This is a genomic window from Streptomyces sp. NPDC001902, assembly GCF_042891295.1.
Taxonomy (GTDB): domain Bacteria; phylum Actinomycetota; class Actinomycetes; order Streptomycetales; family Streptomycetaceae; genus Actinacidiphila.
Genome location: NZ_JBIATA010000038.1, coordinates 22954 through 38137, shown reverse-complemented (window position 1 = coordinate 38137; position 15184 = coordinate 22954). Strand labels below are relative to the sequence as shown.

At 68.5% G+C, this 15184-nt stretch carries 15 protein-coding genes; 6 read left to right on the top strand and 9 right to left on the bottom strand.

The window, feature by feature from the left end; translation table 11 throughout:
- Positions 1-285: 285 nt before the first annotated feature.
- On the top strand, positions 286-864 hold the full coding sequence (locus tag ACFYYN_RS39295) for a restriction endonuclease (RefSeq protein WP_500549590.1): 579 nt from the start codon (positions 286-288) through the stop codon (positions 862-864).
- Positions 865-1069: 205 nt separating this feature from the next.
- Positions 1070-2425 (top strand): hypothetical protein, encoded by a 1356-nt coding sequence (locus tag ACFYYN_RS39290; RefSeq protein ID WP_500549589.1) that lies wholly within the window; start codon positions 1070-1072, stop codon positions 2423-2425.
- 53 nt (positions 2426-2478) lie between these two features.
- Here the strand turns inward: ACFYYN_RS39290 and ACFYYN_RS39285 are convergent, their stop codons facing one another.
- From ACFYYN_RS39285 to ACFYYN_RS39260, 6 genes are all read right to left on the bottom strand, one after another.
- Positions 2479-2949 (bottom strand): hypothetical protein, encoded by a 471-nt coding sequence (locus ACFYYN_RS39285; RefSeq protein ID WP_500549588.1) that lies wholly within the window; start codon positions 2947-2949, stop codon positions 2479-2481.
- 302 nt (positions 2950-3251) lie between these two features.
- Positions 3252-4538, bottom strand: coding sequence for an IS256 family transposase (locus ACFYYN_RS39280; protein WP_500549622.1), 1287 nt, complete (start codon positions 4536-4538; stop codon positions 3252-3254).
- Positions 4539-5526: 988 nt separating this feature from the next.
- Positions 5527-6414, bottom strand: coding sequence for an SDR family oxidoreductase (locus tag ACFYYN_RS39275; protein WP_500549587.1), 888 nt, complete (start codon positions 6412-6414; stop codon positions 5527-5529).
- A gap of 185 nt (positions 6415-6599) precedes the next feature.
- Complete coding sequence (locus tag ACFYYN_RS39270; protein ID WP_500549586.1) at positions 6600-7355, bottom strand: SDR family oxidoreductase; 756 nt, start codon at positions 7353-7355, stop codon at positions 6600-6602.
- A 33-nt stretch (positions 7356-7388) separates the two neighbouring features.
- A complete protein-coding gene (locus ACFYYN_RS39265) occupies positions 7389-8120 on the bottom strand; it encodes an SDR family NAD(P)-dependent oxidoreductase (protein WP_500549585.1) in 732 nt (243 codons plus the stop codon).
- A 146-nt stretch (positions 8121-8266) separates the two neighbouring features.
- Entirely contained in the window at positions 8267-9103 is an 837-nt protein-coding gene (locus ACFYYN_RS39260) for an SDR family oxidoreductase (protein ID WP_500549584.1), read from the bottom strand.
- A gap of 223 nt (positions 9104-9326) precedes the next feature.
- On the opposite strand from ACFYYN_RS39260, the gene ACFYYN_RS39255 reads away from it, so the two are divergent.
- The 3 genes from ACFYYN_RS39255 (at position 9327) to ACFYYN_RS39245 (ending at position 11590) form a co-directional block, all read left to right on the top strand.
- Positions 9327-9926 carry a TetR/AcrR family transcriptional regulator gene (locus ACFYYN_RS39255; protein WP_500549583.1) on the top strand — a complete coding sequence of 200 codons (600 nt, stop codon included), beginning with the start codon at positions 9327-9329 and terminating at the stop codon, positions 9924-9926.
- Between the two features lie 120 nt (positions 9927-10046).
- Positions 10047-10916 (top strand): NAD-dependent epimerase/dehydratase family protein, encoded by an 870-nt coding sequence (locus ACFYYN_RS39250; protein ID WP_500549582.1) that lies wholly within the window; start codon positions 10047-10049, stop codon positions 10914-10916.
- A 194-nt stretch (positions 10917-11110) separates the two neighbouring features.
- A complete protein-coding gene (locus tag ACFYYN_RS39245; RefSeq protein ID WP_500549581.1) occupies positions 11111-11590 on the top strand; it encodes an ATP-binding protein in 480 nt (159 codons plus the stop codon).
- Positions 11591-11777: 187 nt separating this feature from the next.
- On the opposite strand, the gene ACFYYN_RS39240 is transcribed toward ACFYYN_RS39245, so the two are convergent.
- The 3 genes from ACFYYN_RS39240 to ACFYYN_RS39230 all read right to left on the bottom strand — a co-directional run bounded on the left by ACFYYN_RS39240 (position 11778) and on the right by ACFYYN_RS39230 (position 14160).
- Positions 11778-12554 (bottom strand): SDR family NAD(P)-dependent oxidoreductase, encoded by a 777-nt coding sequence (locus ACFYYN_RS39240; protein ID WP_500549580.1) that lies wholly within the window; start codon positions 12552-12554, stop codon positions 11778-11780.
- A gap of 183 nt (positions 12555-12737) precedes the next feature.
- Entirely contained in the window at positions 12738-13664 is a 927-nt protein-coding gene (locus ACFYYN_RS39235; RefSeq protein WP_500549579.1) for an NADP-dependent oxidoreductase, read from the bottom strand.
- A gap of 1 nt (position 13665) precedes the next feature.
- The gene (locus ACFYYN_RS39230; protein ID WP_500549578.1) at positions 13666-14160 is read right to left on the bottom strand and encodes a nuclear transport factor 2 family protein; all 495 of its coding nucleotides are present in this window, start codon (positions 14158-14160) and stop codon (positions 13666-13668) included.
- 191 nt (positions 14161-14351) lie between these two features.
- Between ACFYYN_RS39230 and ACFYYN_RS39225 the strand changes: the two genes are divergently transcribed.
- Positions 14352-15167 (top strand): LysR family transcriptional regulator, encoded by an 816-nt coding sequence (locus ACFYYN_RS39225; protein ID WP_500549577.1) that lies wholly within the window; start codon positions 14352-14354, stop codon positions 15165-15167.
- Positions 15168-15184 lie beyond the last annotated feature (17 nt).

Here is a 15184-nt window from a genome sequence, read left to right as displayed (position 1 = left end):
CACCCGCCGGCCTCAGGGCGCGAGTGCGCCGAGGCGGTCGGCGGACCCGATCACCCCGCCGAGCAGCTCCAGACAGAGACCGTCTTCCACGGCCCGAACCGTTCCGGCAGGTCACGCCACTGCACACCGGGAGTGCGCGTCATGGTAGCGCGAGACATCTCCTGTGGGCGGAGCCGGCGCTGTCTCGAAGCCGCGATCGGCGCCATCCGTCTGGGTAAGCCGGGACCGAATTGGGGAGGAATGCGGGGCGCGGGGTCGGCCGGCTTGGGGGAGGGGGGACGAGCGGTGGTCGCGGTATGCGTGGTGACGGCGTTAGCCACTGTGATCGCAGCAATTGTGGTGATGGGGCTGGTGCGGGCGGGCCGCCGTGAGGCTGCTGCCGAGCGGATCCGGCTGGCAGAGCAGGCCCGGGTACAAGCCGTTCAGTCGCTGGATTCGGTGTGGCGGATGAGCGATCGGGAATTCGAAGAGTACGTGGCGACGCTATGCCGCCGGGACGGCTGCACTGAAGTTCGTCGCGTGGGCGGTGCCGGCGACCTGGGCGCCGACGTGATCGGCTGCTTGCCGGACGGCCGGAAACTCGTGATCCAGTGCAAGCGCTACGCCCGGCACCGCTCGGTCGGCAGCCGGGACATCCAGACATTCAACGGCACGGCCCGTGCGGAGCATGGAGCCGATGTGCCGGTCTTCGTGGCTTCCTGCAAGTACACCGAACCTGCACGCAGGTTCGCCGCCAAGCAGCAACTGACGCTCATCGACATCGATCTACTCGGCTTCTGGAACAGCGGCAGTCCGCTGACGTCGTTCCTTGATCTGGACATCCGCAGGTCCGGGACGAACCGGAAGCTGGACCCAGAACGCTGAGCCTGCCGGGCCGGCGATCAACTGAGCCAACTCTGCTGCGATTTCCCGCCATTGAGCGTCGAGTTGATCGGATGCTACTGCTGGGTATTGCTACATGTGTGCGGGTCCGGCTGTCCGGGATCAGACCACCCCGAGGCAGCAAACCCGTTTCGTGGGGGAACCACACATGACACCGACCCAGCGATCGCGTTGGGCCCGTGGACGAGTGACCGCGCTGCTGACGACGGCGCTGCTCGTCCCGCTGATAGCCCCGACTACCGCAGGAGCACAGCCCGCGGCTTTAACCATCGAGTCCTCTGTCCTTCCGCCCGGCGCCGCCGCTCCTGCCCTGCATCACCTGCGGTCCCCGCAGAAAGCAGCAGCGCTCGACCGCCAGGCCCGCCAGTCGGCAGCTGAAGGCATCCGCAGCCCACAGGAGCTCGTGGGTCCCGCGGCCTCGTACGCGCCCAGGGCCACACGGCCGTCCGCCGTGGCTCCGCCGCAGCGCTCGGCGCGGTCAGCAGCCGCGATCTCCTATCCGGAGCCGGCGCACACCATGACGGCCGAGGAGTGCGGCGCGGGCCTGGGGACCGACAACAAGTTCTACGTCAAATCCCGCTTTGCCGTCTGCTCCGGCGCCGCGTTCACCCAGCGGTGGAGCCGCAACCGGCAGATCGTCGGGGAAAGCCAGTTCGTGGTCCTGGCCGTCGGCACCATCGCCAAGAGCAGCCGCGACATGAAGGTCCAGTACTACTTCACCAACATGCAGCAGACCGGCACCACGGGCACCGGCGCACTGATGATCACACCCAAGATCACGGTGCCGCAGAAGTGGCCGGCCAGCGCCCAGGTCACCCAGGGCGGCAGCATCCCCGGACCGCAGAGCTGGCAGGTGCTCGCCGCGCAGAACCCGGCGACCTTCCTGCACTCCGTCAGCGTCAGCGCCGGACAGGGCACAGGAGCCGACGACCTCGTCTTCGCCGTCTACCAGCCCACCATCGAACTCACATCCCCACCAGGCTGGGAGATGGCGGGAGCCTTGAAAGGCGACCTGTTCTTCCTTGCGCCACGCTGGGACACCGCGACCTACGTCACCCGGGCGGGAGCCGCCGTCTTCAGCTACCTGGCCACCCTGCAGTACAGCTCCAAGGCCGGCGCCCCCGAGAAGGCGGTCGCCGACCACATCAAGACCGCCTACACCAAACCCGCCACCACCAAGCCCACCTACGCCGCCAAGAAGCTCCCCGGCCAAGGCGCCGACAACCCGCTGCACCGCCTCTTCCACGACAAGACACGGCGCGAGAAGAACCGCAGCGAGGCCATCCGCAACTGCCGCCAGTACTGGGGCACCAACTACGCCGCCGGCGGCAAGGAATGCGACGAGTTCCCCTTCGCCGTCACCTACGAAGGCTGCGCCCAGGCGCTCCCCGCCTATGAACCGTCCAAGCCGAAGAACAACTACTCGGTCCTGCCACTGTCCAAGGCGGACAACGGAGCAGCCGGCACCCTGCTGGCCGGATTCCTGCTGAAGAACCGCTTCGTCGACGGCCAAGACGACGCCTTCATCGTCCAGATCACCTGACGCCGCAGGTGGGCGGGAGGCACGCACCCAGGTCCCTCCCGCCCACCCTGCGGTCAGGCCGCAGGCCAGAACTGCACCAGATACCGCTCGACGCCCTTGGGGACTTCCAGCTGCGCCAGGCGGCCCACCTCCGCACGCCCGGAGCAGTAGACCCGCACCTGCCACTGGGTGTCCGTGGCGCCAAGCTCCAGGGACTCCTCCATCGGGCCGCCGGCAACGCCCCAGATCCGCAGTTCACCCGACTGGGAGAACAGCGGGGCCTGGCCGCTGGCCTCCCACGGCTCACGGGTATCGGCCGGTGGCTCGGCGTCGAAGACCTCAGCCCTCAGATGAGCGGTGTGGGTATGGCCTCCGCTTTCGATGTCCAACCGCCCTGGGCGTGCAGTCAAGAAGGGTTCACCGATGCTCTCGCGGCCGTCCGGATACATCTCGGGAACGAACTGATCCGCGGCCTCCTGCAGGCAGAACCCATAGAAGTCCACATCGACCTCGACCTGTTGATGCCGTAACAGCACAACCACCATCCCTGCACATCGACAACGGCGTGAGCCAGTCTGCCCGAGGTACCTACCAGACCATGCCTCGCTTCATCGGCGGCGGGCCAGCTCAGGACCGCGGCCCCCTGGCCTGCAGCCGTATCTGCGGTGGTGCGGTGTCCACGCTGGGCCGGGAACGCGGACCAGCCGTACAGGGCGCCATCGTTCCACCAGGGTGCTTCCTCGGCCGCAGTGGTCGACCACCTGCAGCGTCCCGTCGCTCCTGCTGAGGCCGCTTCCGCCGAGCAGGAGGGTCTGTCCATTGAACGGTGTAACTCGGGTGGTGTGGGTTATCGGCGGCCGAGGGAGAGTCGGCCGTCGAAGGCGATGTCGAAGGCTTGCAGGGCTGGCTTCCATCGCATGGTCCAGCGTTTGCGGCCCTGACCGGTGGGGTCCAGGCTCATCACGGCCATGTAGACGCACTTCAGGGCGGCGGCCTCGTTCGGGAAGTGCCCGCGGGCCCGGACGGCTTTGCGTATGCGCGCGTTCACGCTCTCGATCGCGTTGGTCGTGCAGACGATGCGTCGGATCTCGGTGTCGAACTGGAGGAACGGCACGAACTCGGCCCAGGAGTTCTCCCAAAGGCGCACGATCGCCGGATACTTGGCGCCCCACTCCTCCTGGAAGTCCAGGAAGCGGTCCTCGGCGGCCTTCGCAGTCGGCGCGGTGTAGATCGGTTTGAGCGCGCGGGAGATCTTGTCCCAGTCCTGGCGGCCTGCGTAGCGGAACGAGGCCCGGATCAGGTGGACGACGCAGGTCTGGGTGACCGCCTGCGGCCAGACCGTGCCGATAGCGTCGGGCAGGCCCTTGAGCCCATCGCAGACGACCATGCACACGTCCTCGACACCTCGGTTGCGGATCTCGGTCAGCACCTGCAGCCAGTACTTGGCGCCCTCGCCGCCGTCGCCGGCCCAGAGGCCGAGGATGTCGCGGGTGCCGTCCACGGTCACCGCCAAGGCGACGTAGATTGGCCGGTTGGCGACCTGCCCGTCGCGGACCTTCACATGCACACAGTCGATGAAGATCACTGGATAGACCGGGTCCAGGGGCCGGTTCTGCCACTCGGCCATCCCGTCCATGACCTTGTCGGTGATCGTCGAGATGGTCTGCTTGGACACGCTGGCGCCGTAGACCTCGGCCAGGTGCGCGGAGATGTCGCCGTGGGTCAGTCCCCGCGCGGACAGCGACAGCACCATCTCGTCGACCCCGGTCAGACGCCGCTGGCGTTTCTTGACGATCTGCGGCTCGAAGCTTCCGTCGCGGTCCCGCGGCACCGCGATCTCGACCGGGCCGACGTCGGTCAGCACGGTCTTGGCGCGGACACCGTTGCGGTAGTTCCCGCTGCCGGCGCCGGCCGGATCGTGTTTGTCGTAGCCGAGGTGGTCGGTGATCTCGCCTTCGAGGGCGGACTCCAGCACGCGCTTGGTCAGCTGTTGCAGCAGCCCGCCCTCACCGGTCAGCTGCAGGCCGCTCGCGCGGGCCCGGTCGACCAGCTGCCCGATCAACTGATCATCCAGCAGGTCCGCCGACAGCTCGACCGGCCGGACCTCTTCAACCGCCTCGACAGAGGCAGTCATGTCGCTCATCAGGTGTTCTTCCTTGATCGGGAGTTACACCGTTCTTTTTACAGTCCCGCGGGATCGACGGTCACCTTCCGGCTGACGATCAGCATCGTGCTCCACTCGACCAGCGGCTGTAGCAGGGCGCGTGGGTGGGTAGTAATGTAACTGGGCTCCCGTGCCGTGAGATGAGACTTCGAGCGTCTTCCTCAGCGGCACGGGAGTGCTGTTTGTGTTGGAGACCGATTCCTTAGCCCAGCAGTGGCCATGCTGCAGCCTCACCGAGGCCTTTCGGCGTTGCCTTGCGGTGACGACGGCTGCGCTAAGGCTTTGGCCCGCTGCTGCAGGCGGGCCCCGGGCTGTCAGAAGGTGAGGACCAGTCGACCGCGTACGCCGCCTGCTTCGAAACGGCGATGTTGCTCCGGCCGCTCGTGTCACGGCACCGGATGGATGACCCCTGGAATCCTCCTCTGGAACTGCATCTGCGGTACGGCTGACACCCCGCGGCCCAGTGGAATAGTCCGGGCGCGGCGGGACACTCCTCCTTCCTGTCCCGGCCCGCACAGCTGGCCCAGCTGATCGACGCCGACGCCCGCCAGTGAGCAACGCACAGCCGGGCCTGCGGCTCCCTGCTGTGCTGCCACGCGGTTGTCCATAGCGGTAAGCCGGCTCGTCGGGTGGACGTCGTCCACCCGACGACCAAAGGCCGACAGCCGACTCCCCGGGTTGACGTCCGGCAGATCCCCAGGCGCAGCCCACAGGTCAAAGGCCCCATGACATCTGCAGCCCTCGCCATTGTTTCTAGTAGGAGGCGTCCTGCACTTGCGCGCCGGAGCCCGAGTCGGTACCCCCCCGCCGGCCCTCGCGCCCAGGGCGGAACCTGCTGCTGACGGATCGGGTCGGCAGTTGACCATGGGCGACCGCTACTACCTCCTGACCGTCCCGCCGCCCAGGCGGCGGGACCGTCACGGCACAAGTTCCGTTCCACACGGCCGCTGCGGAAGCGTCAGGCCGGACGGTCGGTTATGGCTGCGGAGCTCTCCTGGCCTTCGACCCCGGCGAGGCGTTCCCGTAGTGCGGTGACGATGTGGCGGTAGCTGTCGCTGCCGAGGACCACTCGCAGGGGCGCCGGGTTGGTCTCGCCTGCGGTGATGATGGCGGCGGCGACCAGCTTCGGGTCGCCGGGCGAGGGGGCGGAGTAGTCGGTGAGCCCGCGTACGGCTGCTGCCGAGGTGCCGTTGTAGGCCGCGAGCGGCGTACCGAAAATCGCGCTGCGGCGAAAGCCGGTGCGGGTGCCGCCGGGTTCGACGATGGAGACGCCGATACCGAAGGGTGCGACTTCTTTGGCCAGGGCTTCCATGAAACCTTCGATGCCGAACTTGCCGGCGCTGTACAGAGAGCCGCCTGGATAGGCGGCATGGCCCCCGTAGGTGGAGACCTGTACGATCCGGCCGCCACCGCGGGCGCGCAGGTGCGACAGCGCTGCGCGCGCGACGTGGATGGAGCCGGTGAGGTTGGTGGCGATGTGGTGCTCGATCTGGGCACCGGTGACCTCTTCGGCGGCACCAAACAGTCCGTATCCGGCGTTGTTGACGACGACGTCGAGCCCGCCGAGGCCAGCGACAGCCCGGTCGACAACCCGGTAGATCGCGGCTGAGTCGGTGACGTCGAGCAAGTGGCCGTGGAAGAGGCCGGGGTGCTCTGCCCGCAGTGCGTCCAGCACGCGGGGGTCCCGGGCAGTGCCGACGACGCGGGTGCCACGGGCGAGTAGTTGGCGGCTCATCTCCTGGCCGAGCCCGCTGCTCACCCCGGTGATAAGCCAGATCTTGTCGGTGCTGACGCCGCCGACGGCATCAGCCGCAGGGGTGGCGTCGCGGGCTGCGCTGCTGCTCATGGTGCGCTCTTTCCGTGTTCGGAGGCGATCAGTAGGTCGCCGATCCGGGGTTCGGCACGACCGCTCACGCCCAGCCCGGGGAATGGTGCTTCGGGGCCGGTCATGTGCGAGGGGGACGCAGAGTCCGGGGGTGACCGAGTCCCGTGCGCGGGTGCACGGGCCCCGGGTTGACCGGCGAGAGCGGGTTACTGGGGTAGACCGCCGGTGACGGCGATGGTGGTGCCGCTGACCCAGGCGGCGAGGTCGCTGGTGAGGTACTCGGCGGTGTCGGCGACGTCGCTGGGCGAGCCGATGCGGTCTCCTATGCGGCCGTTGGCCTGGATGCCGCGGAAGGGGGAGTCGGCGGGGATGGAGTCGAGGAACACCCCGGCGTCATCGATCGGGCCGGGCTGGATCGTGTTGACCGTGATACCGCGGCCGGCCGTCTCCCGGGCGAGGACCTCGGCGAAGTACCGGCCGGGCGCCTTCACCGCGGTGTACAGACCCGCCCCTGCCACGGGGTTGGCGATGGCGGTGGAGGCGATGTAGATGATCCGGCCGTTGTCGGCGACGTGCTTGGCGGCACGCTGCATCGTGAAGATCGCGCCGCGGGCGTTGACGTCGACCATGCTGTTGATCTGTTCGTCGGTGAGGTCGGCGATCGCAGTGCCGAGGAGCTCCAGGCCGGCGTTGGCCACGACGATGTCGACGGAGCCGAAGCTCGCCGTCGCTTCGGCGAAGAGCCGGTCGACGTCCGCAGCCTTGGAGATGTCCGCCTGGACTGCGATGGCCTGCCCGCCCTGCTTGAGGACCTCCGCCAGGGCCTGCTCGCCGCGGGCGACGTTGGATGCGTAGTTGATGACGACGTTGGCGCCGAGCTTCGCGTAGCGCAGGGCGATGGCCTTGCCGATGCCGCGGGCGGAGCCCGTGATTACGGCGGTCTTGCCGGTGAGATCAGTCATTTCCTTCTCCTGTCGTGATATCTGGTTGATCGGCTACCTCGCTACCGGTGCGGGGAAGCGGTACTCGAGCTGGTTGCGGTCGGTGTAGAGGTTCCAGTAGGTCTGGGCGAGCTCGTCAGGGTCGAGGATGTTCAGGCCGGTGCTGCCGCCGGTGATCTCGGCGAGCATCTCGGGGGTCATCGAGGCGTACGACTCGCTGTCCTTGATGAGCGCGGACAGGGTTGCGACTCCGGCGTAGACGCCGGAGTCGGCGACCTCTCCGTGCAGCGAGTAGATGAAGTTGCGGATGCCGGCCATCGCCGGGCCGATGCCGCTGATGTAGGGCTGGGGCTCGGCAGCGGTGAAGCCGCCGGTGACGATGAACCCGCCGTCGCCGCGCTCGATCATCTCCGGCAGCACCGCGTTGGCGATCGCGACGGGGCTGAGAAGAAGGAGGTTCACGTACCTGCTCAGCTGCTCGCTGCTCAGCTCGGTCGCCGGGACGAAGGCCGTGCCGCCGGGGAGGGGCTGGTAGGAGACGACGTCGATGCGGCCGAAGCGGTTCTTGATGGCGTCGACCGTGGTGGTGGCGTTCGCCGGGTCGAACAGATCGACCGGGAAGGCTTCGGCCTCAATCTTCTCTGCGGCCAGCTCGTCGACGATGCTCTGGAGGCGGTCGACGCGGCGAGCGACGAGCGCGACGCGGAAGCCCTCGTTGCCGAAGCGGCGGGCCAGGGCCGTTCCGAGACCGCTGCCGGCACCGAAGATGGCGATGACTTTCGACATGGATGTGTTCCTTTGTTCTGGGTGGGACGTCGGCCCGCACAGCGCTGAGCGACAGGAAGAAGAAGGAAGCGGAAACCCAGCCCGTGAACATGCCCGGGTCTGGCGATGAGAAGACGCACGTCCTGCGCGCGTTAAGGCCCGGAGGCTCAGAAGTCGATCGAATGGGCGATGTCGCGGCCGGCTTCGAGTTCCGCGAGCCGACCGGTCAGGGCGGCCTTGATTGCGTTGTAGGCGTCGCTGCCCAGGGCCAGGCGCCGCGGCGCGGGGCTGGTGTCGGCGGACGCGATGATCGCGGCCGCCACCTTCTTCGGGTCGCCGGGCGCGTTCGCGGTGATGTTGTCGGAGGACGCCAGGTACTGGTGCACCTGCCCGACCGGGCCGGACGCGTAGGCGGGCAGCGGCTCGGCGACGTCGAGGTTCGCACCGAACGTGGTGCGGATGATGCCCGGCTCGACCATGGTGATGTCGACGCCGAACGCGGCGACCTCGCCGATCACGGACTCCATGAAGCCCTCCACGCCCCACTTCGACGCGTGGTACATGCTGGCTCCCGGGGTGGTGATCTGCGATCCCATGGTGGAGAGCTGGATGAACCGGCCACCGCCCTGTTCACGCAGGTACGGCAGTACCGCCCGCAGCAGGTGGATCGGAGCGGTGAGGTTGACGGCGATCTGATCGTCGATCACAGCATCTGACAGTTCCTCGGCTGCGCCCACCGAACCGCGTCCGGCGTTGGAGAAGATCACGTCGATCCGACCCAGTTCGGCGAACGCGCGATCCACCACCGCCCGCAGCTGCGCGGTGTCGGTCACGTCCAGCGCCGCGGTCCACAGCTGCTTGGGGAACTGCTCGGCCAGATCGGCCAGCGCCTCCGGCCGACGCGCGGTCGCGGCGACCTGGTGGCCGGCTGCCAGAAGCTGCTCGGTCACGCTGCGGCCGATGCCGGCCGACGCGCCGGTGACGAACCACGTCGTAGGTGCCATGATCAAACTCCTAATCCAACTGGTTGGTTGAGATGAGAGGAATCTACGTCGCTCGGCATCGGATGTCAAACCATCCGGTTGGATTTTTCACTTTCCCCGTCGTGGGGGTCGAACCCAGGCGGGCCTCACCGGCTACTGAGCACCGCCACAACTTTGCATCCAACTAGATGGTTGTCGCCGTGGGCCCCTGTTGTCAACCGTCTGGTTGGTTTACTCTGGGGGTATGGGATACGACTCCTCCGCCACCCGCGCCAGGCTGCTCGACGCAGCGTTCGACGAGTTCGTCAGCGTGGGCTTCGCCGGCGCCCGCGTGGACCGGATCGCCGCCGCCGCATCGGCAAACAAGCAGGCCATCTACGCGTACTACGGCTCCAAGGACGCCCTGTTCGATGCCGTGCTGACCGACCGCCTGACCGTGCTCGCCGACATGGTGCCGTTCACCCCTGGAGACCTGCCGGGATACACCAGCGCACTGTTCGATGCGCTGACCGCCGACCCCGGGCTGCTGCGGCTCACGCAATGGAAGGCGCTGGAACGCCCGGGGGCCTCGCAACTGGAGAGGGATGCGCATGTCACCAAGGCCGCCGAGATCGCCGAGGCTTACGGAGCCAGCCTCGAGGCCGGAATGGACGTGCTGATGCTGGTCGTCGTGGCAGCCCAGGCCTGGGCAACGACCGCACCCGAGATCCGCAACCCGGACAACACCGACGAACCCGCCCGTCTCGCCCGCCACCGGGCGGCGATGGTCAAGGCCATCGAGGCGACAGTCGGCGCACTACTGCCCGCACCCGAAATCGACACGGCTCGGCAACTCCGCATCTGAGCTGTCGCCGAAGCTCGCGAGTCGCCACGCCCTTCGCCAGGAGGCAGCCTGAATGGCGACGGTATATGGCAAAGAGCCACAAAATTGCTGAACTCTGGCGACGGGAGAAGGGTGGCCACCATGAAGGTGTTCGTTACCGGAGGATCCGGATACCTCGGCAAGGCGACCATCAAGGCCCTGACGCGAAGGAACATCGAGGTCAGCGCCCTAGTGCGCAGCGAGAAGTCAGCGACAGCCGTAGCCGAACTCGGGGCGACGCCCGTGCGTGGAACGCTCACCGACACCGGCATCCTCACCGACGCGGCCCGAGCCGCGGATGGCGTGATCCACTTGGGTCAGCACGCCGGCCCCGACAGCGGGGACGTCGACCGGGCGGCCGCCCAGGCTCTGCAGGACGGCGCTGGCTCACGCCCGTACGTCCACACCGGCGGAGCCTGGGTCTACGGCGACACAGACGGTGTCGTGGACGAGGACGCGCCGCTCAACCCGCCCCGCCTGACAGCCTGGCGCCTGGAGAACGAGAAGCGTGTGCTCGCCCGCGCCAGCACCGGCGATCGGCCCGTAGTCGTGATGCCGGGGGTCGTGTACGGCCACGCGGCCGGACTCATCGACATCTTCTACGCCGCCCCCGGTCGCGCCGACGGCGCGGTGCCTGTCATCGGAGAGGGCACCAACCGCTGGTCCGTCGTCCACGTCGACGACATCGCCGACCTCTACGCGCTCGCCCTTGCCGCCCCGGCCGGCTCCGTCTACGCGGGCGTCATCGACGTCTACCCCACCGCACGCGAGGTCTCCGAAGCAGTGAGCCGGTTCATCGGCCGACCGGGATCCCTTCGCAGCCTCACCCTCGCCGAGGCGGAGAAGCAGATGGGCCCCATCGCGGAGGCGTTTGCGCTGGACCAGCGGATCTCTGGCGCCCGAGCCCGCCACGACCTCGGCTGGACCCCGGCCCACCACGACCCCCTGACGGAACTCGCCGAAGGTTCCTGAGCGGCCACTACTGACGGCACAGGGAGGGCTTGATATCCATCCGGCATCACAGCGCACGGATCAGGTCTTGGACGCCGCGGATCCCGCGTTCAACGCTGGAAGTCGCACCCGGCCGCGGGGGAGCCTTCCCGGCCGGGGGCTCTCCAGGCTGCCGGAGACGCCGGTAGGCCCAGACACGCCCGCGGAAATACACCATGATCCTCCCCCTGCTCTCCTGCCGCCCGGCCGCTTGCACGAAGCGGGCGCCGAGATGCCCCGCCCTGGCCGGCCGACCCAGCCGCTATCTGGTGATCACGGCCCCGGCGCGCGCCGACCGTGTCAGCTCCCTACGCCACCGGCTCGCCGAGTTCCTCACCGGCTGGGGCATCGCCGCCCAGGATGTGGACTCGGCCGTGCTGGTCGCTGACGAACTACTCGCCAACAGCGTGGTGCACGGCCGCTCCCGGATGGAACTCGCCATCGGACTCGACCGCTACGGCTTGCGAATCACGGTCACCGACTACGGCAACCCCCATCAGCTTCAAAGGGACGCCGACATCTACGACGCTGACGAGCACGGCAGAGGCATGACCATCGTCACCACACTCGCAACGGACTTGATCATCTACCAGGGACCCTGGGGACGCTGCGTGTGCGTGATCATGAGCGGGATACGGAGACCGTCCTCGGCCTGAGTCCGCGGCGCGCCTATTCGCAGAGATCGGCCGCTTCGAGCCGACCTTTCAGGTGTGCTCGCAGTACCGACTCGGTGTCAGAGCCGGGGCCCGAGTAGAAGGCGGAGATGCCCATGCAGCCGAAGCCGATTGCGGGAGCTGTGCAGACCGCCGAGTGAAACTTGCTCCATCGGTGATACCTCTCTGCTCAGGAACGCGGGAACGGCACGGCGGTCAGTTCCTCCAGCGTCGCCAGCAGATCATCCTGAAAACCGGTGTCCATTGCGGCGAGCGCCGGGGGCACTTCCTTCTGGTGGTAAAAGTACTGGCCGCTCACTTTCGCCTCGGGGTCATCGCTCACCGCGAGCCATGCCTGCGTGATGTGGGCCTGGGTGATGTCGTCCGGTGCGCCGGGGCCGCCCATCTTGGTAGGGACCCAGCCGGGCTCCAGGGAGTTGCTCAGCACGTCCGGCCAGAGCCGGGCGACGGCGAACGCGAGCGTGGCGTCGAACAGCTTGCTGTCGGAGTAGGCCTGCGAGCCGTTCCAAGGGCGGCGCTCCCAGTCCAAGTCGCGGGTGTCGACGCGGCCGCCCTGGTGCATGCCGCTGCTCAGATAGACCAGGCGCTTGGGGCGGTGCATCAGGCAGGTCAGGATGTAGGGCGCGAGCACATTGACGGCGAGGACGTGCGCGTGCCCGTCCTCGGTGGTGACCTTGGAACGCTCGCGGTATCCGATGCCGGCGTTGTGGATCACGGCGTCGAAGGGGTCCAGCTCATTGGCCAGCTTGGCCAGCCGGACGGTCTGCTTCCGGCTGGACAGGTCGGCCGTGAGGATCGTCTCCGCCTCCGGGAGCCGCTCGCGCAGCTGCTGCGCCCGCCGCTCGTTCCTGGCGTGCCCGATGACCATGTGTCCCTGCTCGACGAGCAGACGGGCCGCGGCTAGACCGAGTCCGTCGGTCGTGCCGGTGATGAAAACGCGAGCCATGAAATTGCTCCTTCTCGCTCTGGTGCTGGAGGACGACGTGGTGCGCCGCGTTCTCCATGCTGCGGGAAAGGGGGTGCGGGGACATCGGTCAATGTGACTGGCCCGGTGCACGTCACCTGCGATCCGCGCATCAGGCCGTACGCCCGCGCCTGGGGGCCGTCTCCGGCCCCCAGGGGCCGGCCGTCACGCTCCGACGGTCACCACGATCTTGCCGCCAGTGCCGCCCGCCGCGATTGCGCGCTGCGCGTCGGCGGCCCGCTCCAGCGGGAAGACAGAGCCCACGCGCACGCTCAGGCGTCCGCTGTCGGCCAGGTCGGCCACGGCTCTCAGGTCGTCGCCGTCGAGCCGACAGAACACCGGGACCACGCCCGGCCTGCCGATGTCCGCGATCGAGGCCACGCGGGCGCGCGGCCGGGCGGCGGAGGCGGACGTGGCCAGCACACCCTGGCCGACCGCGTCCAGAACGGCGTCCACCCCGGCGGGCACCAGTGCGCGCACCCGGTCCGCGACCCCGTCGCCGTACAGCACCGGGGTCACACCAAGGGAGCGCACATAGTCGTGGTCGCCTTCGCTCGCCGTGCCTATGACCTGGGCTCCTCGCACCCGGCCGATCTGCGCGGCGAGTGAGCCGACACCACCTGCCGCGCCGTGCACCAGCAGCGTCTCGCCTGGCCGCACGCCCAGGGCGCGGACCACAGCCTGGTACGCGGTCAGACCCGCCAGCGGGAGTCCGGCCGCCTCGGTGAAGTGCATGCCGCGCGGCTTGCGCACCAGGGTGCGCACATCAGCGGAGACCAACTCGGCCAGTCCGCCGTGCGCGTGCTGCACATCGCTGCGGATGTAGCCGACGACCTCGTCACCGGGGGCGAACTCAGCGGCGGCGAGCCCTGCGCTCTCCACCACACCGGCGATGTCCCAGCCGGGGACCACCGGGAAGTAGGTTGCGACCGCGCTGTCCAGCGCGCCCGCCTGGATCGCCAGGTCAGCCGGGTTGAGCGCCGCCGCCCGCACGCGTACGACGACCGAGTCCACGTGCGCCTTGGGCTGTGGCAGCTCCGCGAGTTCGAGCACCTCGGGGCCGCCGTACGAGCGGTAGACCATCGCCTTCATGTCAGGCCCCCGGAATAGCCATCGGCATGTCCATCAGGACATCGTGGCGCGTGATCTTCCACTCGCCGTCGATGCGGCGCAGCATGGTGTCGTAGTAGCCCGACTCGATCGGCTCCACGGTGCCCTGGGCGCCGAAGGCATCGGCGGGCCAGCCGGTCTCAGTCTCGGGGCGGAGCCGAGCGCGCACCCGGAACACGACGAACTGAGCGTTCAGGTGGGCGCGGTCGCCGTCCACCTCGATGATGTGGTCCGAGGTGGTGTGGTGGCTGGAGCCGCCCGCCGGGTGCGGCTCCATGAAGTTCTCCACCGCGTACTGGACGGCGGCGCCGCCGACCAAGGGCTCGCCGAACGGCTCGTACACGCCCTGGCCGGTCTTGATGCGGATCTGCACGACCGCGTCGTCCGTGAACAGCGTGCCCTGCGCCTTGCCGTCGCGGGCGTCCGTCGCCCGGACGTAACGGGCAAGCACCTCCTGCACCTTGCGCTCGTCGCTCATGGTTCGGTTCTCCTCGTGTCTGTGCCGTGCGGTGCCCCGAGGGGGTGGGGCGGCCGTGGAATGGGGGGATGCGGGGTGGCGCAGGGCGCGGCCGGATCCGGGGGGACCGGCCGCGCCCGGCTGATTCCAGTCGACCAGACCGGTGCATACCTGGCCATGACCAATGGGACATGCGGCGATACCCTGGAGGCATGGATCGCTTGGAGACTCGTGAACTCGTGTACTTCGCGGAGATAGCCAAGGAGCTGCACTTCAGCCGCGCGGCGGAGAACCTCGGCATCACCCAGCCGGTGCTCTCGCGCGCCATCGCCCGCTTGGAGCGGCGGATGGGTGTCCGTCTCCTCAACCGTACGAGCCGCCGGGTGGAGCTGACGGACGCGGGGTGCACGTTCCGCGACGAGTGCCGGCACTTGCTGCGCGGGCTCGACATCGCGGTACGGCGTACCCAACGCGCCGCCGACACGCCCCGGCTAGTCGTCGCCGTCCGGCCCGGCACCGGCAGTGGGCTGCTCTCGCAGGTACTGCGTCGGTACGCTGGGCCTGCGCCCGAGCTGGTGTTCACGCACGATCGGGCGCAGGCCGTGCGGGATGGGATCGCGGACGCGGCGCTGGTGTGCGTCGACAGCGAGGACATGTCCGGGCTGCGGGGCGTGGAGGTGGGGGAGGAGCGGCCGATGGCGCTACTGCCCAGGGAGCACTGGCTCGCGGACCGCGCCGCGCTCTCGGTGGGCGATCTCGTGGACGAGTCCGGGTACCGTGCCCACTGCCCCGAAGTCGGCATCGACGAGATCATGGACCGGGTTGCGCTCGGTCGACTGATCACCGTGGTCGGCTCGGCCGTCGCGGACCGACTGCCGACGGACGTGGTGGCGGTGCCCGTCGCAGACCTGCCGCCGACTACGTTGGCGTTCTGCTGGTCGCAGGGGTCGCGCAACCGCGACTTGCTTGAATTGACGGAGCAGCTGGCGTCCGGGGGGCTGTCGGGGCGGACGACGATGGCGGCGTAGTGCCTCGGAGCTGCAGA